This window comes from Ruegeria sp. YKSF57 (assembly GCF_059612585.1).
In genome coordinates, this window is sequence record NZ_JBXWQW010000004.1 from 22,125 (window position 1) to 47,776 (window position 25,652).

24 protein-coding genes are annotated in these 25,652 nt (G+C 55.3%); 7 read left to right on the top strand and 17 right to left on the bottom strand.

The annotated features are described in order from the left end of the window. Window positions 1-54: 54 nt before the first annotated feature. The 3 genes from AC2FLX_RS02320 to hemB form a co-directional block, all read right to left on the bottom strand. On the bottom strand, window positions 55-2,517 hold the full coding sequence (locus AC2FLX_RS02320) for a penicillin acylase family protein (protein ID WP_496746443.1): 2,463 nt from the start codon (window positions 2,515-2,517) through the stop codon (window positions 55-57). A 147-nt stretch (window positions 2,518-2,664) separates the two neighbouring features. Then, window positions 2,665-3,237 carry a lipid-binding SYLF domain-containing protein gene (locus AC2FLX_RS02325; RefSeq protein ID WP_480750923.1) on the bottom strand — a complete coding sequence of 191 codons (573 nt, stop codon included), beginning with the start codon at window positions 3,235-3,237 and terminating at the stop codon, window positions 2,665-2,667. Between the two features lie 143 nt (window positions 3,238-3,380). Then, on the bottom strand, window positions 3,381-4,379 hold the full coding sequence (hemB, locus tag AC2FLX_RS02330; RefSeq protein ID WP_496810511.1) for a porphobilinogen synthase: 999 nt from the start codon (window positions 4,377-4,379) through the stop codon (window positions 3,381-3,383). Between the two features lie 123 nt (window positions 4,380-4,502). Here hemB and AC2FLX_RS02335 point away from each other — a divergent pair, with 123 nt between their 5' ends. Both AC2FLX_RS02335 and mfd read left to right on the top strand, forming a co-directional pair. Continuing rightward, on the top strand, window positions 4,503-5,027 hold the full coding sequence (locus AC2FLX_RS02335; RefSeq protein ID WP_480750925.1) for a component of SufBCD complex: 525 nt from the start codon (window positions 4,503-4,505) through the stop codon (window positions 5,025-5,027). A 24-nt stretch (window positions 5,028-5,051) separates the two neighbouring features. Beyond that, window positions 5,052-8,507, top strand: a complete 3,456-nt coding sequence (gene mfd / locus AC2FLX_RS02340; RefSeq protein WP_496810510.1) for a transcription-repair coupling factor — start codon at window positions 5,052-5,054, stop codon at window positions 8,505-8,507. A 4-nt stretch (window positions 8,508-8,511) separates the two neighbouring features. Here mfd and AC2FLX_RS02345 read toward each other — a convergent pair whose 3' ends face one another. The 5 genes from AC2FLX_RS02345 to AC2FLX_RS02365 all read right to left on the bottom strand — a co-directional run bounded on the left by AC2FLX_RS02345 (window position 8,512) and on the right by AC2FLX_RS02365 (window position 14,361). Next, the gene (locus tag AC2FLX_RS02345) at window positions 8,512-9,054 is read right to left on the bottom strand and encodes an SH3 domain-containing protein (RefSeq protein WP_496810509.1); all 543 of its coding nucleotides are present in this window, start codon (window positions 9,052-9,054) and stop codon (window positions 8,512-8,514) included. A gap of 131 nt (window positions 9,055-9,185) precedes the next feature. Further along, window positions 9,186-10,850 (bottom strand): tetratricopeptide repeat protein, encoded by a 1,665-nt coding sequence (locus AC2FLX_RS02350; RefSeq protein WP_496810508.1) that lies wholly within the window; start codon window positions 10,848-10,850, stop codon window positions 9,186-9,188. Window positions 10,851-10,903: 53 nt separating this feature from the next. Then, on the bottom strand, window positions 10,904-12,112 hold the full coding sequence (locus AC2FLX_RS02355; RefSeq protein WP_496810507.1) for a multidrug effflux MFS transporter: 1,209 nt from the start codon (window positions 12,110-12,112) through the stop codon (window positions 10,904-10,906). A gap of 75 nt (window positions 12,113-12,187) precedes the next feature. Further along, entirely contained in the window at window positions 12,188-12,847 is a 660-nt protein-coding gene (locus tag AC2FLX_RS02360; RefSeq protein ID WP_496810506.1) for a DsbA family oxidoreductase, read from the bottom strand. After that, on the bottom strand, window positions 12,844-14,361 hold the full coding sequence (locus AC2FLX_RS02365) for a class I adenylate-forming enzyme family protein (RefSeq protein ID WP_496810505.1): 1,518 nt from the start codon (window positions 14,359-14,361) through the stop codon (window positions 12,844-12,846). The genes AC2FLX_RS02360 and AC2FLX_RS02365 overlap by 4 nt, the downstream gene beginning before the upstream one ends. Before the next feature lie 64 nt (window positions 14,362-14,425). On the opposite strand from AC2FLX_RS02365, the gene AC2FLX_RS02370 reads away from it, so the two are divergent. Continuing rightward, window positions 14,426-15,049, top strand: coding sequence for a helix-turn-helix domain-containing protein (locus tag AC2FLX_RS02370; RefSeq protein ID WP_496810504.1), 624 nt, complete (start codon window positions 14,426-14,428; stop codon window positions 15,047-15,049). On the opposite strand, the gene AC2FLX_RS02375 is transcribed toward AC2FLX_RS02370, so the two are convergent. The 5 genes from AC2FLX_RS02375 to AC2FLX_RS02395 all read right to left on the bottom strand — a co-directional run bounded on the left by AC2FLX_RS02375 (window position 15,050) and on the right by AC2FLX_RS02395 (window position 19,297). Next, window positions 15,050-15,274, bottom strand: a complete 225-nt coding sequence (locus AC2FLX_RS02375; RefSeq protein WP_480750933.1) for a hypothetical protein — start codon at window positions 15,272-15,274, stop codon at window positions 15,050-15,052. A gap of 192 nt (window positions 15,275-15,466) precedes the next feature. Then, a complete protein-coding gene (locus tag AC2FLX_RS02380) occupies window positions 15,467-16,126 on the bottom strand; it encodes an aquaporin (RefSeq protein ID WP_496810503.1) in 660 nt (219 codons plus the stop codon). Then, a complete protein-coding gene (locus AC2FLX_RS02385; protein WP_480750935.1) occupies window positions 16,123-16,599 on the bottom strand; it encodes an arsenate reductase ArsC in 477 nt (158 codons plus the stop codon). Before AC2FLX_RS02385 ends, AC2FLX_RS02380 begins: the two co-directional genes overlap by 4 nt. Before the next feature lie 26 nt (window positions 16,600-16,625). Beyond that, window positions 16,626-17,450 carry an arsenate reductase/protein-tyrosine-phosphatase family protein gene (locus AC2FLX_RS02390; RefSeq protein WP_480751000.1) on the bottom strand — a complete coding sequence of 275 codons (825 nt, stop codon included), beginning with the start codon at window positions 17,448-17,450 and terminating at the stop codon, window positions 16,626-16,628. Between the two features lie 32 nt (window positions 17,451-17,482). Beyond that, entirely contained in the window at window positions 17,483-19,297 is a 1,815-nt protein-coding gene (locus AC2FLX_RS02395; protein WP_496810522.1) for an extracellular solute-binding protein, read from the bottom strand. Here AC2FLX_RS02395 and AC2FLX_RS02400 point away from each other — a divergent pair. The 3 genes from AC2FLX_RS02400 to AC2FLX_RS02410 all read left to right on the top strand — a co-directional run bounded on the left by AC2FLX_RS02400 (window position 19,272) and on the right by AC2FLX_RS02410 (window position 21,486). After that, window positions 19,272-19,460, top strand: coding sequence for a hypothetical protein (locus tag AC2FLX_RS02400; protein WP_480751008.1), 189 nt, complete (start codon window positions 19,272-19,274; stop codon window positions 19,458-19,460). The genes AC2FLX_RS02395 and AC2FLX_RS02400 overlap by 26 nt on opposite strands. Window positions 19,461-19,644: 184 nt before the next feature. Then, the gene (locus tag AC2FLX_RS02405; RefSeq protein WP_480750936.1) at window positions 19,645-20,418 is read left to right on the top strand and encodes a 3-hydroxybutyrate dehydrogenase; all 774 of its coding nucleotides are present in this window, start codon (window positions 19,645-19,647) and stop codon (window positions 20,416-20,418) included. 42 nt (window positions 20,419-20,460) lie between these two features. Next, the gene (locus AC2FLX_RS02410; protein ID WP_496746462.1) at window positions 20,461-21,486 is read left to right on the top strand and encodes a patatin-like phospholipase family protein; all 1,026 of its coding nucleotides are present in this window, start codon (window positions 20,461-20,463) and stop codon (window positions 21,484-21,486) included. On the opposite strand, the gene AC2FLX_RS02415 is transcribed toward AC2FLX_RS02410, so the two are convergent. The 4 genes from AC2FLX_RS02415 to AC2FLX_RS02430 all read right to left on the bottom strand — a co-directional run bounded on the left by AC2FLX_RS02415 (window position 21,487) and on the right by AC2FLX_RS02430 (window position 24,719). Further along, on the bottom strand, window positions 21,487-22,164 hold the full coding sequence (locus tag AC2FLX_RS02415) for a DUF502 domain-containing protein (RefSeq protein WP_480750938.1): 678 nt from the start codon (window positions 22,162-22,164) through the stop codon (window positions 21,487-21,489). It abuts the gene before it with no gap. A 75-nt stretch (window positions 22,165-22,239) separates the two neighbouring features. Beyond that, window positions 22,240-23,157, bottom strand: coding sequence for a pseudouridine-5'-phosphate glycosidase (locus AC2FLX_RS02420; RefSeq protein WP_496810502.1), 918 nt, complete (start codon window positions 23,155-23,157; stop codon window positions 22,240-22,242). After that, entirely contained in the window at window positions 23,154-24,047 is an 894-nt protein-coding gene (locus AC2FLX_RS02425; RefSeq protein ID WP_496746465.1) for a PfkB family carbohydrate kinase, read from the bottom strand. The genes AC2FLX_RS02420 and AC2FLX_RS02425 overlap by 4 nt, the downstream gene beginning before the upstream one ends. A gap of 51 nt (window positions 24,048-24,098) precedes the next feature. Next, window positions 24,099-24,719: a thiamine phosphate synthase gene (locus AC2FLX_RS02430; RefSeq protein WP_480750941.1), complete on the bottom strand. Its 621-nt coding sequence runs from the start codon at window positions 24,717-24,719 to the stop codon at window positions 24,099-24,101. A gap of 160 nt (window positions 24,720-24,879) precedes the next feature. Here AC2FLX_RS02430 and AC2FLX_RS02435 point away from each other — a divergent pair, with 160 nt between their 5' ends. Beyond that, window positions 24,880-25,623 carry an RNA methyltransferase gene (locus tag AC2FLX_RS02435; protein WP_496810501.1) on the top strand — a complete coding sequence of 248 codons (744 nt, stop codon included), beginning with the start codon at window positions 24,880-24,882 and terminating at the stop codon, window positions 25,621-25,623. The last annotated feature ends 29 nt before the right edge of the window (window positions 25,624-25,652 follow it).

The window sequence follows — 25,652 nt, forward strand, 5'->3', positions numbered from 1 at the left end:
TAAATGTCCTCCCGAGAATCGCGCGATTGATTGCCAAGGCCTCGTCTTTTGAACTCAGCGGGGGATCAGATTTGTTGTGCCGACCGCCGCAGCCCTGGCGAGATCGGCATCCAGAGACATTGGCACGTATTCGCCACGCCGCCAAAGCTGTGCGAGGTCGTCATAGTGGCGCGACAGGAAATGTCCCGACTGACCGGTGGAGGTAATAAAAACAGAACTATCCGGATCGGCGAAGTCATAAACGCCCCGATACCCTGCGCCGTGAACGTTGAGGAACGGATTGGGCCCTTCACCCGATGTGCGGCCGCGCTGGAGGGTGTTGTCCCCGCCGCTGGTGGACTGGCGGATATTGACGAAATAGCGAAGGACCGGAACCGATCCCAAAACCTGATGATCGTGAGTCGCCTGATGTGCATCACCCCAACGCAGCGCCTCGAGTGATCCGCCATACTTTTCGGCTACCCAGATCAGCGCGTCGTCAAGGGCAAGGCGGGCCATATCCGTGCAAATTTCCAAGGGAGCACTTTGGCGCACGTCACACCAGACTGATGCTCCGTCGATGTCGCGAAAGACCCGTTCGATGAAAAGTGGCTCCACATGTTTGAATTCGCTGACCAGTGGCCCAAGTTCGTCAGCTATCAGCCGCTTTTGCAACGCCCGAACCCATGCCGCATAGATGAGCGGTTCGGGAAGGTGCTCGTTCATCTCGCCATTCCATTCGGCCAGCAAGGCAAGGGCAATCTGTCGTCGCCGCTCGGGTGTGCCCTCGGGTGCGGATTCGCCTGTAAACCAAAGATCTGCACCGATGAGCGGCAATAACGTTCGTGCTGTGATACTGACAGGATCCAACTGCGCTTCTATGAAACTGTCGCGGGTGTGCACCTCGCGGTTCTGCATTAGTTTTTCCCATCGCTGCACGCGTTGGGTGTCGCCCCAGACAAAAGAAACGTGATTTGGAAATGGTCTGTCGATGATCTTGTTGTTGGTATTGCCCATTAAGCCACCGGAAGGTGAGACGAATTCGGGGTTTTCGGAATAGGGCGCGCGCCCCTGCCAGCGATTTTCTGTGCGCCATCCCTGACTGGGCAATCGGCCCTGACTTTGGTGCGCCGGGTCGCGATCGGGTATCGCGCCGACCAGCTTCATGGCTATGGTGTTCTTGTCTGCAAGGGACAAGTTCTGTGCCGGGGCAATGAACGCTTCGGTGGACCGTATTGCTTCGCGCACGTTGTTCGAGTTCATCAAGGCCAATGAGGCGCTCATCGATGTGTCACTTGGGCTCAACACAGTCCAGGCAAGTGACACAACGTGGCCAGGTGGGGTTATGGTTTCGAGGCTATAATGACTTCCAGGCAAGACAGGTCCGTTTTCGGTCCAGCGCAGGGTCAGAGTGATCGGTGGGGCGTCCTTGATCTCGATAATGGAAGGGCGCGATTCGAATGACCTATAGCCATCCGGCGTCAGGTACTCTTCGGGATTGTCTGGATTGAGTTTTTCGACATAGAGATCCTGATCATCCATATAGGCTGATGTCAGCCCCCAGCCCAAACGATCGCTCCGGCCAACCATGATGGCCGGAACTCCGGGAATCGAGGCCCCTATAATTCCACCATTCTCCAATTCGAGCCGGGTAAGGTACCAGATTGTAGGCGCCGAAAACCCAAGATGCGGATCGTTGGCCAACAGAGTTCCTCCACTGGCGGATCGGTTCGGTGCTGCCGACCATGCATTCGACGCGCCAGCCAGACCCCGTTTCGGAAATGGTGACAAGGGGTCGGCGAGCATTGCCGTGCCTTTGGCGTAACGCGGGACATCCGGAAAGAGGGCGGCGTATTCTGGCAATGCGGCTGTGCCCGGCCCAGGGACATCCGGCAAGATATCAGCCAGTCGTGCCGGGTCGTCCAGCATCAGAGAGACGCGGGCGCGCAAAACCTCCTCTTCCAAATGGCCGGACAGTTGCAGACCCATCAGTTTGATGATTGCAAGGCTATCGCCGGGGCGCCACGGAGCGACAGGAGCGTTGAACAGAAACATTTCGGGTGCGCCGCGCCCCAGGGCATCCTCGTTGATCTCGGTGAGTCGCGCATTGACGCCAGCAGCATAGGCTTGAAGGGCTTTCTTGGTGTAGTCGTCTTGAACATCGACGGATTTCTGTGCAAGCCGATAAAGATCAAACCGCCTGAGCAATTTATCGATCGGAACGGTCCTTTGACCGAATATCTCTGACAGGCGCCCTTGGGCAGTTCGCCGCATCACCGTCATTTGCCACAGTCGATCCTGTGCGTGCGCATATCCCAAACCAAAGAAAACATCGGGATCGCTCTCGCCAAAGATGTGCGGAACGTTCGAATGATCGCGTACAATTTCGACCGGAGCGGTCAGGCCTTCGACTTTGACCGACTTATTGTACTCCGGCAGCGACTGGCTGGCGAGGAAATAGACCAATACCACACCGGCGACGACCAGAGCGACGAGGCCAGCCGCGATCCGCATCAACCAGCGAAAAAGAAGACCCATGAACTCCCCGTGAGGTTTGAGTTTCGCATTCGCGCGGAGATTAGTGGAAGCTTGCCGGAACCGGAAGGGGAGTTGTCGACAAGTTCCGCAATGTCTGCGCGCGCCGAAGAATCATCATGTTCGGCACGCATCTAATTCGGGCAGAAATCAGGGAATGATCCGCGTATATTTGGCACCTTCCAAAGACGCACCGATCTGAAGGCCTGCCTGACCGAAAATGGCAGCCAGAACAGGCGTGCGCAGTGTCGTGGTGTCAGCAGTCAAAGTTTGTCCCTGGTCGCTGACCACGTAGCCGATATCCGCACCGGCAGTCCATCCGCTTGAGCGGCGGAAATCGTTCAGTGCGTCCTGAGTCATGAAGAACAGGACATGCGCATATTGTTGTGCGCCGATCTGGAAACCGGCCGTTCCCTTGACCGCTGAATAGTAGTCGACAGTTGCCCCGTTGATGCGCAACGCTCCGCGGCCATAACCACCGCCAAAGATGAAGCCAGCTTCGGTAATAAGTGGCATTACCAGCATCCCATTGGCTTTTTGCGCAATTTCGACAGTGTTGGGATAGCGCGAATACATTTCGTTTAGCGTCGCGTCGACCCGAGCATCGATCGTCGCCGCGTTGGAGTTGCCGACGCCATTCCCGCAAGCTGCGGTAAGGGTCAGCCCGGCCATGCCAAAGGCAAAGCCGCGACGGGTCAGTCGGAAGGTGTTGGAACTGCTCATATCTCGTTTCTCTGTATTGGTGCCTGATCAAGCCGAGTTTTCCCGGTCTTGCGGGCGAGGATACGCCGATTGCTCGGGTCTGTCACGGGAAAGCTGCCCACCGGATCCGCACAATAGGCGAAAAATCGCGGGAAATTGAGCTGTTAGCCATTCAAAAGCCGCGCAACTGCTGGGGCAAAGTACGTCAGGATGCCGTCGCAGCCCGCGCGTTTGAACGCCAGCAAGCTTTCAAGCATAACTTTCTCGCCATCAATCCAACCTTGTTGCGCCGCGGCCTGAACCATCGCGTATTCGCCGGACACTTGATAGGCATAGGTCGGAGCGCCGAACGTTTCCTTCACCCGACGGCAGATATCCAGGTAGGGCATTCCGGGTTTGATCATCACCATGTCGGCGCCTTCGGTCAGATCGCGCTCGATCAGACGCAACGCTTCGTTCGAGTTTGCCGGGTCCATCTGATAAGTTTTCTTGTCTCCCGTGAGCGCACCCGACGCTCCTACCGCATCGCGGAACGGTCCATAGAATGCACTGGCGTATTTGGCGGCGTAACTCAGGATCATCACGTTCTTGTGCCCTGCGTTTTCGAGAGCTCGCCGAATGGCACCGATACGCCCATCCATCATGTCCGAAGGACCGATGATGTCAGCGCCTGCCTCTGCTTGAGCGAGAGACATCTTGACTAGGGCGTCGACGGTGGCGTCGTTAATGATTTCGCCGTCCACAACATAGCCGTCATGTCCATTGATGTTGTAGGGGTCCAAAGCGACGTCAGTCATCACGGCAATGTCAGGTGCCGCTGCCTTGATCGCCCTGATCGCACGGTTGGACAGGTTGTCGGGGTTCCATGCTTCGGCGCAGTCTTCGGTTTTCAGGTTTGGATCGGTGTATGGAAATATGCAGATTGCGGGTATACCTAACGCCTGCGCCTCGACTGCGGCATCGCTGATCAGATCAACGGAGCGGCGAAAGACGCCGGGCATGGATGGCACGGGTTCTTCGATGCCATCACCGTCACGAACAAAGACCGGCCAGATAAGATCATTGATCGACAGAGTGTTCTCGCGAACAAGGCCTCGGATAGCTTCGGATTGACGCGCGCGGCGGAAACGAGTGTTGGGAAATGGGGCAATAGTGGGTTTCATGACGCGCTCTCCTTGCACATTTGCGCATTGGGTGGCATGAATTCCCACCAGCCTCAAGTGTACCAATGGCCGCGTGGCCGCAATAGAACGACCTTGCGGCGAAGAAATAAAAGGGTAACGCGGTTGGACTGGTATTCCTCGATCATCGAACTCATAGATATGCGAAGTTTTTCGAATCTATGGTTCTGGATCGCGCTTGCCGTGGTGTGGTCTTCGGCAAGTCACTGGGTATTGGGCGTGCCGTACGACTTGATCCAGCGCGCCCGGCGCACCGGGGGGCAGGCCGAGGTGGATTTTTTGGATATCGTCCGGATCAATGTGAATCGGATACTCTTTATTGCCGATGTCTCGGGCGTATGGCTGTTGGGCATCATATCATTTCTTTTGACCGTGTTGCTGACGCTTGGATTCTACTACGGAATCGAGTTTGCGCAGGCGGTATTTCTTTTGGCGTTTCCTATGTCTCTTGTCGCCTTGCTGAACCTGTCATTGGCGCGCCGAATCCGGGCAACAGAGCCGAACCTGGAGGTGATATCGAAGATGTTTCTGCGATGCCGCCTCTACACTCAACTCATCGGAATGGTATCGATCTTTGTAACTTCCCTTTGGGGGATGTATCAAAACCTGTCGATTGGTGTTCTTGGCTAGGTGGAATTCAGGAAGGCGAAAACAATGAAGGCACCGAACCACGTGACAGTCGGCGGCGCCCCCGAAGGGTTTGACGCACAGCTGATCTTGAACGAAATCGCCAGGACAAAATCACCGGTGGCCCATGTCGCGCGCGATGACAAGCGGATGGAGGCGATGCGCGCAGCGCTCGCATTCTTTGCACCTGACATGCCCGTTTTTGTCTTTCCGGGTTGGGATTGTCTACCATATGACCGTGTGTCGCCGAACCCGGACATCGCAGCGGCTCGGGTGGCCACATTGGCCGCGCTTGCACATCAGATGCCAGCGCAGTTCGTTTTGTTGACGACATTGAACGCTGCGACCCAGCGTGTCCCATCCCGCGATGTGTTGCGCGAGGCCGCTTTTTCTGCCCGTGTCAATCACCGCATAGACGAGGCTGCATTGCGCAACTTTCTCGTTCGCATGGGGTTTTCCCAAAGCCCGACGGTGATGGAACCGGGTGACTACGCTATTCGCGGAGGGATAATCGACATCTTTCCGCCCGGTGAAAGCGGACCGGTGCGACTTGACCTGTTTGGAGATGTTCTTGATGGCGCGCGCCGGTTTGATCCAGGTACGCAGCGCACGACAGAAAAGCTAGAAGTGGTGGAACTAGCCCCGGTATCCGAAGTCATCATGGACGACGCCGCGATAACCCGGTTTCGCCAGAACTACCGTATCGAATTTGGCGCGGCAGGCACTGACGACCCGCTTTATGAAGCGGTAACCGCAGGCCGGAAACACCAAGGGATGGAACATTGGCTGCCCTTCTTTCATGACAGGCTTGAAACTCTTTTCGACTACCTTCCCGACGCCACGATCACTTTGGACGATCAGGTTACGCCGACCCGATTGTCGAGATGGGAAGGTATTGAGGATCAATATGAAACGAGGGTGTTGGCGCTGAAAAACCGTTCACGAATGGACACGGTGTACAAACCTGCGCCTCCCTCGCTTCTGTATTTAGACGATGCCGCATGGGGCAAAGCGGTTTCGGATCGACGGGTCTTGCAGTTCAATCCGTTGCCGCAATCGACGGGCCCTGGTGTAATCGATGCCGGAGGTCGGATTGGGCGTAACTTTGCACCCGAACGCCAACAGGAAAACATCAGTCTTTTCGGTGCGTTGGCTTCGCACATAAACGACAAGATGAAAAAAGGGCCGGTCCTCATTGCCTCTTATTCCCAAGGTGCGCGCGAGCGCTTGACCGGGCTGATCGAAGACGAGGGTCTGGCCGAGGCGATACCGGTCAAAGATGGCACAAGGATCGGAAACCGCGGCCTGCACTTGGCGGTTTGGGCTTTGGAACATGGGTTCGAAACGCCCGATCTGACGGTAGTTTCCGAACAAGACGTTCTGGGCGACAGACTGATCCGCCAGCCCAAGAAACGCCGCAAGGCCGAAAACTTCCTTACCGAGACCCAGTCGCTCAGCCCCGGCGATCTGGTTGTCCATGTTGACCATGGTATTGGGCGCTATCAGGGGATGGAAGTGATCACGGCCGCCGGAGCGGCGCATGAATGCCTGTTGTTGGAATATGCCGAACAGGCGAAGCTGTACTTGCCCGTGGAAAACATCGAACTTCTATCCAAATATGGTCACGAAGAGGGCTTGCTGGATCGCCTGGGCGGCGGTGCGTGGCAGGCAAAGAAAGCCCGGCTCAAGGAAAGAATCCGAGAGATGGCCGACCGCCTGATCCGGATTGCCGCCGAACGCGCCTTGCGCAAGGCGCCGGTCATGGACCCTCCGCATCACGCGTGGGAGGAGTTCAGCGCGCGCTTTCCTTACCAGGAAACCGAGGATCAGCTGCGCGCCATTTCGGACGTGATGGAAGATCTACATTCAGGTGTTCCTATGGATCGGCTGATATGCGGTGATGTGGGGTTCGGAAAGACCGAGGTCGCGATGCGGGCAGCGTTTGTGGCCGCCATGTCCGGCCTGCAGGTTGCAGTGATCGCGCCAACGACCTTGCTCGCTCGCCAGCACGCGGCGTCCTTCAGGGACAGGTTTCGGGGCTTTCCATTGCAGGTCCGGCAATTGTCTAGATTTGTTTCAGCCAAGGAGGCGCAACAAACCCGCGAAGGGCTTGCAAACGGAACGGTTGATATCGTGATAGGCACACACGCGTTGCTGGCAAAGGGCATTCGGTTCAACAATCTTGGACTTCTAATCATAGATGAAGAACAGCATTTTGGTGTGGGTCATAAGGAACGGCTGAAACAACTGCGGTCGGACATCCACGTTCTGACACTGACCGCAACGCCAATACCGCGCACGTTGCAACTGTCACTGACCGGTGTGCGTGACCTGTCGATCATTGGAACGCCGCCTATCGACCGCCTCGCGATCCGGACTTATGTGAGCGAATTCGATTCAGTTTCGATCCGTGAGGCATTGTTGCGCGAGCACTATCGGGGTGGGCAGAGTTTTTACGTGGTCCCGCGAATTTCCGATCTGCCGGATATCGAACAGTTCCTGAAAGACCAATTGCCCGAACTGACCTATGTGGTTGCCCATGGGCAAATGGCGGCGGGAGAATTGGATGACCGGATGAATGCCTTTTATGACGGCAAGTATGACGTTCTTTTGGCAACGACCATCGTTGAAAGCGGTTTGGACATTCCGACCGCGAACACGATGGTGATCCATCGGGCGGATATGTTCGGGTTGGCGCAGCTATATCAGATCAGGGGCAGGGTAGGGCGCTCCAAGACCCGCGCCTATGCCTATCTGACGACCAAGCCGCGAATGAAGCTGACGCCCGCCGCCGAAAAGAGGCTGCGTGTTCTTGGTTCGCTCGACACGCTTGGGGCGGGATTCACTCTGGCATCGCAAGACCTCGATATTCGAGGTGCCGGGAACCTGTTGGGCGAGGAACAATCCGGCCAGATGCGCGACGTGGGCTATGAACTGTATCAATCAATGCTGGAAGAGGCGATTGCAAAGATTAAGGCCGGAGAACTCGGGGGCCTGAGCGATGCCGACGACCAATGGGCGCCACAGATCAACCTTGGTGTTTCGGTTCTGATCCCCGAGGATTTCGTACCGGATTTGGATGTGCGGCTAGGCCTGTATCGCCGGTTATCGTCACTGTCGTCCAAGGTGGAGCTAGAAGGCTTTGCCGCAGAATTGATCGATCGTTTCGGTTCTCTTCCCAAGGAGGTCAACACCCTTCTACTGGTGGTTCGTATCAAGGCAATGTGCAAACGGGCAGGGATCGCCAAGATGGATGGGGGGCCAAAAGGGGCGACGATCCAGTTCCACAACGACAAGTTTGCTTCACCCGAGGGGTTAGTGGAGTTCATTCAGAACCAGCGCGGGTTGGCAAAGGTCAAAGACAACAAGATTGTCGTGCGCCGCGACTGGAAAAATGACAGCGACAAGATCAAGGGCGCCTTTGCAATAGCTCGCGATTTGGCCGAGAAGGTGATCGAGACCAAGAGAAAGGTTAAAGCCTGAGACGTCAGTCTCCTGCAACAAAGGTGCACAGTTGCCAGTCACCGTTTGGTGATTTTGCGAAGGCTGCACGATACCCAACCATGGACCATAAAAAGTCGCGGTGCATGTAGCCTTCCGCCCCGTCTGTAAGCCGAATTTTTTGGTAGTCGGCGTCAGGATCGAAACCGAACGCGAAAACGACTTCGTGACTGATGAGATCAAGGATCGTCGCGTCTGAAGTGCCTTCCGAGCGCAAAGCTACTCTCTCTCCGGTCACAAAATACGTTTCAAATGGGTCGACGTCTGCAGGCAACCTGATCTGCCACTGATAAGGCATCCAGAACTCGCCCTGTTCATCGAAATATCCCGGCGCTTCAAGCGTATCCGAAAGTGCGGTCCAGTATTCTGCGCGCAACTCATCGGCCTCGTGTTGAAACTCTTCGGACAGGGTTTCCGGCGGTAGAGTGAGGTTCAGGCGAAGCTCCTCTGGGCCACCCTGGCCTCCGAGGCTGAGGTGAATGTCCGGGCATGCCGAGGCCACAACAGTTTCGACATCACGATTAGCCACTGCTATCCTAAGACCTTTGCGGAATACCTCGAGGTCTGGGTCGCTTCCGGCTTCGTCTGTAGGTGGAAAGGATTGGCGTTCAGCGAGTGCAGGAGTGGCAAAAACAGTAAGTGACAGTAGTATCCAGAATCTCATTCCGCAGCCTTCATTGCAGCCCGAGCACAGAAACATGATGCGCCGACTACCCGGTCCGCTCTTGCCAGTGCAAAATTTAGTTGTTGGTGAATCTGTTTTATTTCAGCATGTTCGCCACGTTTATTGAGGCAGTCATACAGCCCCTTAAGGCTCCAGACATTGTTCGGGTGGATAAGCGCGCGGCCAAGAGTCCCTGCTAAACCCAAATCTTCACGATAGACTGTTTCGGCTTCTTCAATACGGCCTTGTTCTAACAGCAAGGCCCCCAAAGCGTGGCGTGTCGGCTGCATCCAACCCCAAGGCTCGTCGTACTGTAAGCCATCGTCCAACTCGACGGAATGGCGCAAGTGAGAATAGGCGATGTCATAGTTGCCTTTCCGATACTCGATCTCGCCGCGCAACATTTCCTTTGCGACTTCAAGTAGATCGATAACCCTGTTGTTATGTAATAGACGTGTTTCCGGAACCCGTACTGCGGCTTTGAGGAACAGTTTTTCTTCGTTTTCCGCTTCACGGACCTGGCCGGTTGCCGCAAAAGCCAGAGCACGTGCATACCGCGTTGTCGCTGCGAGGGTGCAGAATAGATCCTCATCCTGGGGCATCTCAAGCTGCAGTGCCTCCTCCCAGCGGCCAAACCGGATCAGGATGTGCGGCCCCATGGCCATGTAACTTTCGAAATAGTCGGCCATGGGCGGGCTTTCGATGCGCAACATCTCTTCGGGTGTGGTGTCCCAGATACCTTGATTGGCGCGTAAGGCCGGTTCCATTTGACCGAGGAACAAGGAACCATAAATCACAAAGTGATAATTGTGCTGGCGATAGCCGGTATAAATGTTGAACGCGCCTTCGCGTTCGTAATACTTCAGATCGGCCTCGACGGCCGCCTCGTTCCAATGGACCACATTGTGATAATGGCCACATTGCACGTCGATATGGGTCGGCATGTGCACAAGGTGGCCCGCATCCGGCACCAGTGTTCTGAGAACATCACCTGCTTTCAATGCTTTTTCGGGGGTCGGGGACATCTCCATCAGATGTACGTAAAGATGCAAAAGGCCGGGATGAGACATGGCGGCCGGGTCATTGGCCATGGCCCATTCCATAACCTTCTGCGCTTCCAATGTGGCGGCACCTTCGGCAGGTTCGCCAGTTTCTAAATTCCACATCTGCCATGGAGTCAGGTTGAGCAGAGATTCGGCATAGATTGTGCGAACATCAAGGTGATCGTGAACCTTGGCAAACGCAGCCCGCATCGCATCCGCAAAATCATGATCCCAGAGGTGCATATCATCAGTCAAATGTCGCTGAGGATAACGTGCTGGCAGAGCGCCAATCAGGGCGGATTCTGCCGGGGTCACACCGTCTACTAACGACAATGCCTTTTGCGTGGCGTCATAAGATTTGGCCAACGCATCAGCGCGACCTTGAGTATCCAAACGTTTCCAAGGCATGTTGTAATTTGGGCCGGAGGTATAGGCGATGCCCCAGTATGCCATGGCGCAGTCCGGATCCGCATGTGCTGCTTTTTCAAAGCAGGCGACAGCTTCGGTATGGTTATAGCCGTAGGTCCAGATCAAACCTCGATCAAACCAAAGCTGTGCCTGCGCAGACCGAGTTGTTACCGGGCTCGAATATGTTCCAAGATCGTAATAGGCGCTCATGAAGTCCCCCTTGCTTGAGGGGATTGTAGCCCACTTGTGCGAAATCAAACAGGTTATGCTGGTAAGTGGTCCTCGATCCGTCCCATGTGCAGCATCAATGCAAAGGCGACGATGCACATCGTGAGGGTGCCGAATGTCAGCGGTGTCAGCGAACCATCAAACAACAGCCCGACGGGAGCCGCAATTGCAGCAGCGAGTACCGTGGAGATCGCGCCGATAACGGATGCAGCCATACCCGCAATGTGCCCCATGGGTTCCATCGCGATGGCGTTCAGATTGCCTAGGGTTGTTCCAGCCATGAAAAAGATTGATGCCTGCCAGCCGACAAAGAGAGCAAAAGAAGCATTCGGCGGCAGATCGACAGAGTTCAGGGCAATGACAAGCGATGTCAACACGATCTGGGCGGCAAGTGTCCATGTCACCATCCTGCGCATACCGACCCGCACTACCACCGCTGCGTTAAGGACGCTGGCCGATCCAGATATCAGAGCCACGAAGCCAAACCAGAAAGGAAAGCTGTCGGCCTGATCATGGATCACATCATACACTGGTTGCACCATGGTCAACATGGTGAACAGAACCCCCATGCACAGGGTTTGGACGATGATCGACAAACGCACAGTCGGATGCGTGAACATTTCCATTGCGGAGCTGACCATCAAGGGAAGCCGTAAGGGGCGTCGGTTTTCGCGGGGCAACGACTCGGGCAGGCGCAGTCCCATCCAGGTAATCGAGATAAGAGAGAACAGTATGAAGGACATGAATATGCCACGCCAACCTGCCATTGCGATGACACCAGCACCGAGCATCGGCGCGACAGCAGGTACCAGCGTAAAGATCATCATGGCGATCGACACGATCCGCGCCATTTCGCGCCCGGCATACAGGTCCCGAACGATCGCCATGGCGACAACCCGTGGCCCTGCGGCTCCCAATCCCTGCAATACTCGCGCGGCCAGAACCATCTCAAGCGACGAACTGGCCCATGCAACTGCGGAAGCCAGGATATAAAGGCTGGCTCCTCCAAAGATCACCGGTTTGCGCCCGAAAGCGTCCGACAGTGGCCCGGTAAAGAAGGTGCCGATGCCCATACCCAGAACGAAGGAGGTCAAGATCAACTGCGCCCGATTCACGTCGCCCGGGCTGAGTTGTGCTCCGATCTCGGGCAGCGCGGGCAGCATTGAGTCGATCGAAAATGCGATTGTCGCGAACATCATTGCAATCAGCGCAATGAATTCGGCCTTGGACATTCGGTCGGCCATCGGCGTCTCCTTACCCATTCGCGCTATCATGTCGGGGGGAAGAGAACCATATGGTACAATGCACAGATTTATGTGCTATTTTGCAGAAGAAGTCTCCAGTTGAGACACGATTTCGCCGATCACTTTCTCCCAAAGTTCAGGAGGTTGCGCGCCGGGAACAGCTTGCTGATTGGCGACGATGTAAGTGGGGACGGAGTTGATGCCCATTTGTCGGGAATGCGTATCTCGACTACGGATTTCTTCACGATCCGCATCGGAGTTAAGCAGTTTCAGGATAACAGCAGCATCCATCCCGATGCTGTCGGCGGTGTCAGCAAGGACTTCGTGATTACCGATGTCGCGAGCTTCCACGAAATAGGCCTTGAACAATGCCTCGACCGCCTCGCTCTGTTTTCCTTCGATCCCTGCCCAATGAATGAGGCGGTGCGCATCCAAAGTGTTGGGCGTACGCTCCATATCTTCGAACTTGATTGTAAGGCCCGCTTGTTCCGCATGCTCTACCACTGGCGCATAGGCCCGAACGGCGCCTTCCTTGCCACCGAATTTGCGTTCCAGGTACTCACGCCGATCCATTCCTTCATCGGGCATATCCGGATTCAGCTGAAACGGATGCCACTCGATGACGAAAGGGTGATCCGGTACCTTTGCCAACGCTTTATCCAGATGTGTCTTGCCGATATAACACCAAGGGCAAATAGGATCGGACAGGATATCGAGCTTGACAGTTCTGGTCATTTGGATGGTGCCTTGAAATGGGCCGGCAGAGCGCGGCGCAGTAGTTTTCCGTTGCCGCCCATCGGCAGGGCGGGCAAGTAGACGAAAGCGCGGGGTTGCTTGTAACGCGCCAGATTTGCCTCCACATAGTTGCGCAAACCTGTATCGTCCAGTTTTTTAGGTCCGGTATAGAAGGCCGCAATCACGAACGTGTCCTGTTTTACTTCGACGGCAGCAGCGCCTACCTGCGTTATTCCTGGAAAACGGGATAGAACAGATTCGACTTCAACCGGAGAGACGCGATATCCACCCGCGTTCATCATGTCGTCGTCGCGACCCAAGTAGGTTATTTGTCCGTCTTCATCCATAACGCCCTGATCCCCTGTCAAAAACCAGTCGCCCCGCATACGGGCCTCGGCTTCGTCCGGCGCATTCAGATAAGTCAGCATCAGGCCGGGATCTGTGCGGTGAACGGCAATCGTTCCTTCTGTGCCACAAGGTACGGGGCCGTCTGGCCCCAATATGGCTATCCGTCGGCCCAGCTGTGGTCGCCCCAAGGTATCACCTTTGGCCGGTGAGGCGGGGCTGGATGAGATGAAAGTCGAACATTCCGACAAGCCGTACGCTTCATAGAGCTCTCTGCCAGTCGCATTCACCCATTTTTCGTGAAGGGCGCGTGACAGTTTTTCGCCTGCACATAACCCGTGACGAAGGTCGGGCAGGGCTAAGTGTACATTCTGTTGCAGCAATTTGCGATAGACGCCGGGTGCGGCGGCAAAAATGGTCGCGCCAGAACTTTTCAGCATGGCAGGCAGCATTGAACTGTCAGTGCCGGGTTCGGGAACCAGGGCAGTTGCCCCAGTCGTCCAAGGGTCCATTAGCCCGGTACCCAGTGTATAGGTCCAGTTAAACGCGCCGGCGTGGCAAAGCCGGTCCTGTTCAGTCAATCCGTACCAACCGTCCACCATCATCTGCCGCGCCCAGATTGCGCGATGCGCATGGGCGACCGCCCGAGGTTGTCCCGAAGTGCCAGAAGTATAGACGACATAAGCCAGACGCTCGGGATCCCCCATTTCGAATTCTGCGGGCGGTAGAGAGTGCATCGAGGTCAAATCGTCCAATCCAATCTGGTGTGGATGATCAGAGCAGGCGACCGTCGGGTCGCGGAGAACCGCCGTAGGTCGCAACTCGTCGATGATTTTTGCCGTTTCCACCTCAGTGAGTTGTGATGAAGTGGGAATTGGTACGATCCCAGAAGCTATCGCCCCGAGATAGGCAATCGGAAACTCAACCGTATTTCCCAGCCGCATCAAAACCAAATCGCCAGGTTGTAAACCTCTTTCCAACAAGCCCGTCGCCGTCCCCCGGACAGCCGCTTCGAGCTTGGCATAACTCCAATTCTCACTTCCCGTGCCGTGCAGGACGGAAAGCGCAATCTTGTCGGATAAGGCCGCGGCCTTGCGCAAAACATGCGCGGCCAAATTGAAGGGGGTAGGGCAGGCCGGTGGCGGACCTTGGTCAAAGATCGACAGCATGTCGATTGGCTAGCGTGCGACGCAGCGCGTTGCAAGCGCACTGGACCGGCCCTATAGAAAAGGCATGAAAAACCGAGACCCCAAATCCCTTATCCGTATCGCGCGGGACAATGGTGCCGCGTCAGAGGTCGAACCGCTTGATCTTGGTGCCCGTGTCAGGGAGTTGCGCAAGGCCAGGAACTGGACCCTTGAGCAGGCTGCCACCCAAGCTGGTCTGGCGCGATCGACGCTCAGTAAGATCGAGAATGGCCAGATGTCGCCAACTTACGATGCATTGAAAAAGCTTGCAATTGGATTGCAGATATCGGTTCCGCAACTTTTTACGCCGCCCCAGCGGGATCAGGTCATTGGACGTATGTCGGTTACGAAGTCTGGGACGGGAACGGCGCATGCCACGGCGACATATGAACACGAGTTGCTGGCAGACACCCTGACCAAGAAACAGATGCTGCCTTACCGGGCGCGTGTCCGAGCGCGTTCGATGGAGGAATTCGATGGTTGGGTTCGTCATGACGGTGAAGAGTTTATGTATGTCCTCACGGGCGTAGTTCGGCTGTATACTGAGTTTTATGAACCGGTCGAAATGAGGCGCGGCGACAGTGCCTATTACGACGGCAGTATGGGGCATAACGTGATCTCGGTTAGCGACGAAGATGCAATGATCCTTTGGGTCACGTCACTTATGTGATCAGGTATTCAGTTCGCGACACAACTCTTCGGTGAACAGGAAGTCTTCGAGTTCTTCATGGGCTTCGTTGACCGTTAAGTGATGCCGCTCCGCCAAATATGCCTCGAACCGGTGCCGATCCTGTTTTACGAAGGGCATATCCTGATCACGCAAGTTGGGAAACCGCATCTTGGCGCGGGCATAAGTGGTGGCCCAATCTTGTGTCAGGTCCGTCCAAGTCATCATGTGCGAGCTTTCCTAGTGAGTGTTGACGGAACGCTCCCCTCCCTCCGGTAGGGTAAAGAATATGATGCTGCCGTGGAGACTGGTCAAAGTGTCGCACTTATTGCGGTTGTACTTTCGAAAGAAGTACGCCCGTCGCGGGAAATCCGCAACGGGCTGACGGACCTGACATTGGAGTGAGTGGCGGCCGGTCCGTTAACTTTCATCGGCAAATAGCCAATTTAATAGGTAATGCCCGACAAATACAGCAAGAATCTGCATTGCAACAAACATAACGATATGGGGAGGATAGATGCCTGCGAAGGTATCCGTAAACCCCCTAGCGAACGTAACGGCCGGATTTGCGAAGCTTGTTGATGATGTGAACCAATACGCGCCGGTAATGTAGAGCCCGACCAATGGCGGGACAGCATCCGGTTTGTGCCGAATTCCGCCGAAAATTACGAATAGCAAACCAAGTGTAGCGATGATTTCGGAAAACCATTGGTGTGCGCCCGTACGGTGCATTGCCGTTGAGGTTTGGAGAATCGAGAGGTCGAACATGAAATGCGCGGCCCAAACTCCGACCAGCGCTCCGGTAAACTGGCACGCCATATATGGAACGACCGCGTGCCAGGAATGCTCCTGTCTAAGCGCAAAAGCGAGCGTGACAGCGGGGTTGAAATGCGCACCGGAAACCGGTCCGAGCGTTGTGATGATAGCATACAGGATGCATCCGGTGGCGATGGCGTTCGCAAGCAAGGCAAGCCCGACGTTCCCGCCAGATAATCCGTCGGCCATTATACCGGAACCGACGACACCGATCAGCAGAAATGCAGTGCCGAGAAACTCGGCAAAATACGCGCGGGGGTTCATTGACTGTCTCCGATACGGTTCAATTGAGCAGAAAGTTCGGATTTATCCATGGTCTCGATCGGTAGTCTCAAAAGCGCTGCGGCTCGTCGCTCCAGAACTTCGTACGCCTCACGAAACGCGCCATACCACTCTGGCTCTGCCCTAGCAGCCGGGTCTTCGACCCCCCAATGCGCACGGATTGGTGCCCCAGGCCAAACTGGGCAGGTTTCATTGGCGGCAGAACCGCAGACGGTGATGACAATATCCATCTGCGGCGCGGAAGAAGTCGCGAATTCGTCCCAGCTTTTAGAACGGGTGCGTGTTGTGTCATGGCCCATTTCAGCGAGCAAGGTTAAGGACTGAGGATGCACTTTTCCGGTGGGATTGGAGCCTGCGGAATAGGCGTGTACGCGGCCGGTTCCCATAGTGTTCAAGATGGATTCCAAAAGGATTGACCGGGCAGAGTTGCCGGTGCAAAGAACGAGGATGTTCATTGATTTTCCTTGGTGGCGGTGCAGATTCAATCGGTCATCCGACCAATGTCGTCGACCTTGTGTTGCAGTGATATCCGGTCGAGCGTTTCGAAAGGTAAGCTGACAAATGTCATGATCCGATTTCGCAAAAGCCCGAAAGCTTGCTGAAATGCGAGGTGTTTTTGTGCGTCTGTGCCTGCGGCTTTGACCGGATCTGGCAGCCCCCAATGGGCGCTCATGGGGTGTCCTGGCCAAGCTGGGCAGGCTTCGTTTGCCGCATGATCGCAGACGGTGAAAACGAAATCCATCTTTGGGGTATCTTCAGAAGCGAATTCGTCAAGGGATTTTGAACGCAAGCTGGCTGTGTCGTAGCCTTTGCTTTCCAACAGTTCCAGCACTTCCGAGTGCGGGTTTGCGGAAGGCGCAGTTCCAGCCGAATAGGCGTTGAATAAACCACGGCCTTCCCGTTGCAAGATTGCTTCGGCCATGATCGAACGCGCAGAGTTTCCGGTGCAAATGAATAGCGCGTTAAAAACACGGGACTGGTCTGTCATCAAAGGGTCTCCTGACAGAGAAATGCAAAGATCAGGACGGTTCCGGCAGCAATCCCCAAGCAAGCCGGAAAACAAACCGCGGATTTCATCCAGATTTGCGCTGTAGTTGAGCGTGGTCCCTTCACGTTTCTGCTCTATTAATCCAGCACTCCTGAGGGAGCCTAGATATGCAGAAGTTGTGTTCGGCTTGAGACCTAATGCCTCGGCAATCTGTCCCGCTGGCACCGCCTCGGGGAATCGGCGCATTAACAGCCGGAACAGATCAAGCCGGTTGGGGTGGGCAAGGGCGTTTAGTTTGTCGCATAGCTTTATTTCCATATTTCCGGAAATATGGAAATAAATGGCGGCCGTCAATCCTCATACCACCAAACTTCAGGCATATACTGTGGTCCGTCGCCGTAAATTGGGATGTGATCGGGGTACTTCAGTTCCTTAGCATGCGCGATACGTCCGACATCAAAATTCCAGATCGGTATCACATAACGGCCCGATGTTAACACCCGATCCAGCGCACGGGTTGCTGCAAGAAAATCTTCCCGCGTTTCGGCCGCCAGGATTGCATTGATCATTGCGTCCGCTGCGGGAGAGGACAGCCCCATCAGATTTCTGGTGCCAGCTGAATCTGCACCCTGACTGCCCCAATACAATCGTTGCTCGTTTCCGGGTGACAAAGACAATTCGCGGCGGAATGGTGTCATGTCGAAATCCAATTCCGCCAATCGCCCCGCATATTGCGCGTTATCGACTTTTTCCGCCGTAAGGCCAATGCCCAACCGTTCCAGCGCGCGAGAGTAGATCTCGATAACGGTTTGCATGTCGGTATCGCCCTGACGAAGCAGAACGGTAAAGTTGAAAGGCTTTCCATCTGCATTGAACAGGGCGCCGTCTTTGACGGTCCAACCCGCCTCGGCCAACATATTGGCGGCTTCGCGAAGGTTTTTGCGATTACGTGCCGATCCATCGCTTTCAGGCAGTACGTACCCTTCCAAAGCGCCAGGAAGAAGATCGTCAGAAAACGGCGTCAACAAATCGCGAACAGCGCCCTCTGCAGGTCCCGGCCGCATGGCAAGATCGGAACCCGAGAAATAGGACGAGATCCGCTGCTGCGCGCCTCCGGTAATCGTGTCGTTAATATACTCGAAATTAAAGGCAAGCATCAAAGCTTCACGTACGCGCCAGTCGTCAAATGGTGCCTTGCGCGTATTCAAGACAAATCCGGTAATCCCTGACGGTTTACCGTGGGGGATTTCGGTCTTGACGATATCTCCTCGGCGAATGGCAGGAAAATCGTATTGGGCATCCCACCTTTCGGCGTTGAACTCGCGGACAGCGGTCAACTCACCAGCTTTGAACGCTTCGAAAAGCACGGTTTCGTCGCCATAGAATTCGATCCGCAACTCGTCGAAGTTCATTGTTCCACGCCGGAATGGCAGATCTTTTCCCCAATAGTTCGGATCTCGTTTCAGGGTGACTTGCCGACCGGCCTCATAATCCGCAACGACATAAGGGCCGGAACCGATCGGAATATCTTGCAACGAAGAATTGGCGAAATCTTTGTCGGACCACTGCGCCTTTTTGAGAATGGGGCGTAAGCCGGCGATCAGCGCCAATTCCCTGTCTGCAGCGTTGAAGGTGATGCGAACGGAACGAGGCCCGGTCTGTTCAATGCGGTCGATCTGGGACCACAATCCACGGTACCGTAGATGCCCTTCTGTTCCCAAGATCTCGTAAGACCAGATCACGTCCTCGACAGTAACAGGGCTGCCATCCGAGAATCGCGCGTCTTTCCTGAGGGTGAATTCGACCCACGATCTGTCAGTTGGTGTTTCAACTGATTCGGCCAAAAGTCCATAAAGTGTGAAGGGTTCGTCCCAGGATCGGCCCATCAGGCCTTCAAAGGACCAAAACCTGATTTGCCAGGGAACGGTTCCCTTTTGGATAAATGGATTCAGATTGTCGAAGCCGCCGGTGTTTCCGAAAACGACACGACCACCTTTGGGCGCTTCCGGGTTTGCATACGGAAGCGACACAAAATCCGGTGGCAAGGCGGGTTGCCCATACATAGCTATGCCGTGTGCCGATTCTGCAAAGGCATTTCCGACAGCCAAAATTACTGTAAATCCCGCAAGAAACGGACGAATGGCGCGTAAAAAAACTGGTCGCACTTTGGCAACAATCCTGCTCATGCCTTATTTTCTTGATGATCATCGTAGCGATGGTTTTCCATATTTTCAAACTTTTAGCTTGGATGCCGCAGGGGAATTGCGTATAAAGGAGTCACTGCTCGATAGGTTTCTTGCCTGTATGAAACCTGCCTCAATAACTTAACGCCCGCTTCGTGCGGGCGTTTTTTTGTTCCGAGATCGCTTTCGAGACTTTGCGTTCTGCTTATCCTTTTTGACAAAAGCTGCCAGACAGAAGTTGCGCATCAACAGATACGTTTCCCCGTTTTCTTTGCAGGTGCAGCATGTCAATCTCTGCATTGACTACGCATTCAATCGGGAGAGCGATCATGTCCTTGTCGGGAAAAACTGCAATCATCACGGGTTCCAATTCCGGGATCGGTTTGGGCATCGCCAAGGAGTTGGCCAAAGCGGGTGCAGACTTGGTGCTGAACTCGTTTACAGACCGGGATGAGGACCATGCGCTTGCAGCGCAACTGGCTCAGGATACCGGAGTGGAGGTGCGCTATATTAAGGCAGATATGTCGGACGGAGATGAATGTCGGGCCTTGATCGAAAAATCCGGGTCTTGCGATATTCTGGTGAACAATGCCGGTATTCAACATGTCTCTCCCATCGACACTTTTCCAGTCGATAAGTGGAACGCAATTATTGCCATTAATCTAAACTCGGCCTTCCATACAATGGCTGCAGCCTTACCGAAGATGCGAGAGGCAGGCTGGGGCAGGGTGATCAACATCGCGTCGGCCCATGGCTTGACTGCGTCCCCCTTCAAGGCCGCCTATGTTGCGGCCAAGCATGGTATTGTCGGCATGACCAAAACCGTCGCTTTGGAAACCGCGCAGGAACCGATCACATGCAACGCGATTTGTCCCGGATATGTTCTGACCCCGCTGGTCGAAGCGCAGATTCCCGACACAATGAAAGAGTATCAAATGAGCCGCGAGGATGTGATCAAGAACGTCATGCTACTACGTCAGCCTTCCAAGGAGTTTGCCACGGTCGAACAACTTGGCGGAACTACGGTATTTCTTTGCTCGGATGCTGCGGCCCAAATCACCGGAACAACGATTTCCGTCGATGGTGGCTGGACAGCGCTTTAGTCGCAGTCAGGTAGGCCGCCAATGTAACCGGGAGGGTGAGACTTGAAACGGATCAATCTGGCCTTACAGGGCGGCGGCGCACACGGGGCATTTACCTGGGGTGTTCTGGACCGACTGTTGGATGAAAGTGATATCGAAGTTGCCGCGATTACCGGAACGTCCGCAGGCGCGTTGAACGGGGCGGCCTTCAAAGCTGGAATGGCAAATAACGGGCGTGAAGGAGCTCGACAAACTCTGAATGACCTATGGAAACGCATGGGTGCGGTTGGCGATATGCGGATTGCGCATTGGATGCGATTTTTTGAAACCGCACATATTGCACAGAGCATTGAGCTTTCAGTTCCCTTTTCCGTTGCCGACACATGGTCGCGAATGGTGTCGCCATATTCATATGGGCCGTTTTATGTGAACCCTTTGGCACAAGTGGTGGAAGGGTTCGATTTTAACCAGGTCTGCGCCGAACGAGGACCGGATCTGTTCGTTTGTGCGACCTGTGTTCGAACCGGTAAAATTCGGGTGTTTTCTGGTCGCGATGTTTCGACTGATGCAATTTTGGCGTCGGCCTGCCTTCCAAATCTGTTTCAAGCCATCCAAATCAAAGACCCAGGCACGGGCCGGATGGAGGCGTATTGGGATGGCGGGTACTCCGGAAATCCAGCTCTTTTTCCACTATTTGTCGACGGGTTGCCTGAAGACGTGATAATCGTGAACATCAACCCTCTAGAACGCGATGAAGTCCCGCGCACACCCCAGCAAATCCACAATCGGATTAACGAGATCAGTTTCAATTCGTCCCTGTTACGGGAATTGCGCGCCATCAACTTTGTTCAACGACTGTTGCAGCAAGGGAAAATGAAGAAAGGAGAGATGAAGCGTGTTCATGTTCACATGATCGCTGATGATGATCTGATGAACAGCTTGTCGGTTGCCACAAAACTGGTACCAACCCCTGTTATCCTTAACCGGCTGAAAACAGCAGGTCGAATCGCGGCGGACCGCTTCCTGAACGCGCATATGAAGGATATCGGCGAATGCAGCACGGTCGACCTGCCTGCGATGTTCGGCTAATCACTCCGGTGGGCGGCTGGGGTCTTTGTCGTTGGGATAGACCAGTCCCGCCGAAATCACGAGCTTTGCGGCATCCTCAATGGTCATGTCCAGAATGATCACATCCGAGGCTGGGAAGAATAGAAGAAATCCAGAGGTTGGGTTCGGTGTCGTCGGTACAAAAACACTGTACAACTCTTCGCCAGCAGAAGTTCGTTTCGAAATCTCGCCTTTAGCCGTGATCGATACAAACCCAATGGCCCAAATTCCCCGGCGCGGGTACTCAATAAGACAGGCCTTTTCAAATGACCTCTCGGTTTGCGCGAAAACGGTTTCGGAAATCTGTTTGATTCCCGAGTAAACCGAGCGAATGACCGGCATCCTGGCCACCAGTTGCTCGGCAAAATGGATCAGCGAGCGTCCAAGAATACCTTTGGCGACCCATCCCACGATGATTGTGAAGAACAGGAAAAATATGACACCTACGCCGCGCAGGTTGATTCCGATGTATTGCTCGGGGCGGAACTGGTGCGGTACCAGCGGCAGTACAGCACTGTCGATCCAGCCGACGACGGACAGGATCAACCAGGCAGTTAGCCAGACGGGTGCGATGACAACGATCCCCGTAAGAAAGGACGCGCGCAGTCTGGCAAACAGACCGGGGCGGCGGTGCGGTTCTTCGTCAAAGGGTGTGTTCATCGCGGTCTCTGATATTTCGCCGATCTAGTTAGGCAGTTTGTCGCAGCCGCACAATAGTGCGGTGCAACAATTCCATCAGAGCTTGGTCAATCTTGACAGTGACTGAGCAATTTTAGCGGCCAGCCGGGCATTGTTTCTGACCAGTGCGATATTGGCGGTCAATGATCGGCCATCCGTTTGCTCGTAAATCCGTTGCAACAGATACGGCGTCACACCCTTGCCTGTAATCCTGTGCGCGTCGGCGTCTGCTTGGGCTGCGGCAATGATCGGGGCCAGTTCGGCGGCGGGAATTTCGTCTGCTGCTGGTATCGGATTGGCGACCAGTTGCCCACCCGGCAAGCCCAATGCGCGGCGCGTGGCATGCGCGCGGGCGATCTCTTCGACGCTGTCAAGGCGGAGTGGTGCGGGATAGGGCGATTGTGCAGACCAGAACGCGGGAAACAAATCCTGTCCATGCGCGATTACAGGCACGCCGAGCGTTTCCAGAACCTCGAGTGTCTTCGCCAGATCGAGGATAGCCTTGGCCCCAGCAGCGACAACGGTGACCGGCGTTTGAGCCAGTTCGTGGAGGTCCGCTGATATGTCGAATGTGGTCTCCGCCCCCTGATGTACGCCGCCGATTCCACCTGTCGCAAATACCTCGATCCCGGCGTAGCGCGCGGCGATCATTGTCGCAGCCACGGTGGTTGCGCCGGTGTCACCGGACGAGATGCAGACGGCCATGTCCGCGCGCGAGATTTTGGCAACGCCTTGCGCCTGACCCAGCGCAGTTAGCTGCTGCGGCTCAAGCCCGATGCGTAGTTGACCTTCGATCACGGCGATGGTGGCCGGAACGGCACCCGCATCGCGGACGTCTTGTTCCACCTGTGCCGCGACTTGGACATTCTGAGGATAAGGCATCCCATGTGTGATGATCGTGCTTTCGAGGGCGACGATTGGGTGTGCCGCATCTTTGGCAGCGCGGACTTCATTGGAAAACTGAAGATCGATCAAAACGGTGTTTCTCCGGAAACATAAGTTGCGGCCGCATGCAGGGCACGGGCAAGGGCTTCGTCTTCATTCGCCCCGGTGGCTTCGGCAGCGATATGTGCTGCCATGAACGTATCGCCTGCACCTGTTACCCGTGTGACAAGTACTGGCGGTGGTGTTTGCGTGAGAATGCTCTCTGTGCTTGCCACCGTGGCAGAACTACCACCGTCGGTCACCAGGGCGCGCAGCGCACCCCGTTCAACCAGGCAGTGGGCGGCACTTTCGGAATCTGTAAATTCCTGTTGGCACAGCAGGCCCGCTTCTTCGAGATTGACATATAGCGTCGCGCGCCCGTTCTTTAGGAATGGCAGCAACCTTTCAGCCTTGCCGGGTGAGGCGGGGGCAACTCGCAGGTCCGCGTGGGAAAAAGCCGCGCTTTTTGCGATTTCTTCCAGCAAAGCAAGCGTCAGGTTTCCGTCAAGCGCAACCAAACCGTCGAATGGCGCGTTTTCGGTCCCCAAAGGGCCGTAAATGAGTGGATGCAGAATTTTGGCGCCAGCTGCCTCGAGCGAATGCGCATCCGCAATGGCTGCAATCAAACCATTTGCGCCTTCGACGGCCATATATCGATCGGTAGGCAAGTCTTCGGAACGATATATGTGGTCTGTAATCATCCCAAGCTTTGCGCAAGACAGAGCCAGTTCATCGCCTTCCGGGTCGCGACCAATAGCAGTCAACAATGTGGGCGCCATTCCGAACCGCACCAAGGTCATAGCAATATTCATTGCCACCCCACCGGGCAAGCGAGAGATCCTGCCAGGCACATCTGAACCTTGCCGCATATGGCTAGCGGATCGACCTATCACGTCCCACAGGACCGAGCCGATGCAAAGAATGTCGGTTTTCTGACTCATTTGGCTGTCATGCCGTATGGAAAGCCGTCGTGCAAGCAGGAAGGTTACCGCTCACACCATTGCATCGAACAGAGACTGAAGCTTGGCCAGCGGATCGTTATTTGACCAGATTTCATCACCAATGCCGAAAAAATCTGTGTGCGGGGTCAGTGCACGCACGGTGTCTTCGGTCAAACCGCCTTCGGCCACCACCGGCACCTCGATCATCTGGGACCACCATTCGAACAGACCCGGTTCGGCAACAGAACCGTCGCCCAAAGACGACTGTCCGACAGGGCCAAAAGCCACATAGTCAGCCCCGGATTCACCCGCAGTCATGCCGTCGTGACGTGAAGTTCCGCAAAAACTTCCCACGATGGCATCGGTGCCGAGTTCTTTGCGGGCGCTGCGGATTGAGCGGGCGGCATCGTCCAGATGAACGCCGTCTAACCCCAGTCTTTGCGCCAACAGGACATGGTTCGAAATCACCAAAGCGACGTCGCGCGCATGCGCGACTTCACGGCAAGCGTCAGCCGCTCGGGCAATCTGGTCTTCATCTTTTCCTGCGAGAGCCAGTCGGATGCACGCGACTTCCACACCGTCCAGAACCCGCGCAAGCGTATCAGGAAAACCGCGCAATTCGATTGACGGCGGAGTGATCAGATAGATTTGCGGCTGCTCGGGGGTGTCCATCGCTGCGTCCTTGGCTGGGGCTTTTGCGCGGTTTAGCGGATTGCGCGAGGGAAGCAAACTTTTATGGATGAATAGATCTGTTTTCCACGACGGAAGAGAGGCCACGCCTTGCCCTGCGAATTCAGGAGCATTAGAGCGGTGTGGACTTTCGGAGTATCAGATGCCCAGCGACAGATCACAGCCTTCATTTGTTCTCGTGCGCCCGCAAATGGGCGAAAATATCGGTGCAGCTGCCAGGGCCATGTGGAACTTCGGGCTGGATCGAATGCGGATCGTTGCCCCGCGCGACGGTTGGCCGAATCCAAAGGCGGTGGCCATGTCCAGCGGGGCAGGACGCTTGTTGGACGAAGCGCAGCTATTCGAGGATCTGTCAATCGCGCTGTCCGATCGATCTTTTGTCTTCGCGACAACCGCCCGCCAGCGTGGGTTGACGAAACCAGTCTACAGCCCTGAGCGTGCGATGCTGATTGCGGCTGAGAAAGTTGCGGCCGGAGAGCAGGTCGCGGTGTTATTCGGCCCAGAGCGGGCGGGCCTGGAAAACGAAGATATAGCAAGGGCGAACGCAATTATTTCCGTTCCGGTAAATCCGAAATATGCCTCTCTTAATCTGGGACAATGCGTCTTGTTGGTTGCATACGAGTGGATGCGCCAAAGCGGAGAAGTCGTGCACGAGGCAACCGATCTGGGCAAGGGCGACTGGGCGACCGGGATAGAGGTCGAAAAACTGGTCGAACACTATGAAGAACGGCTTGATGAGGCCGGTTTTTTTTATCCCCCGGAAAAGGCTGAGGCTATGAAAATCAACCTGCGCAATCTTTGGTCACGGATGCGGATGACGCGGGCGGATGTGCAGATGCTACACGGGATCATGCGTCAGATGGTCCGGTGGAAAGAAAATAGCTGACACTGGACCAATGCGACAGACGGCCCTAG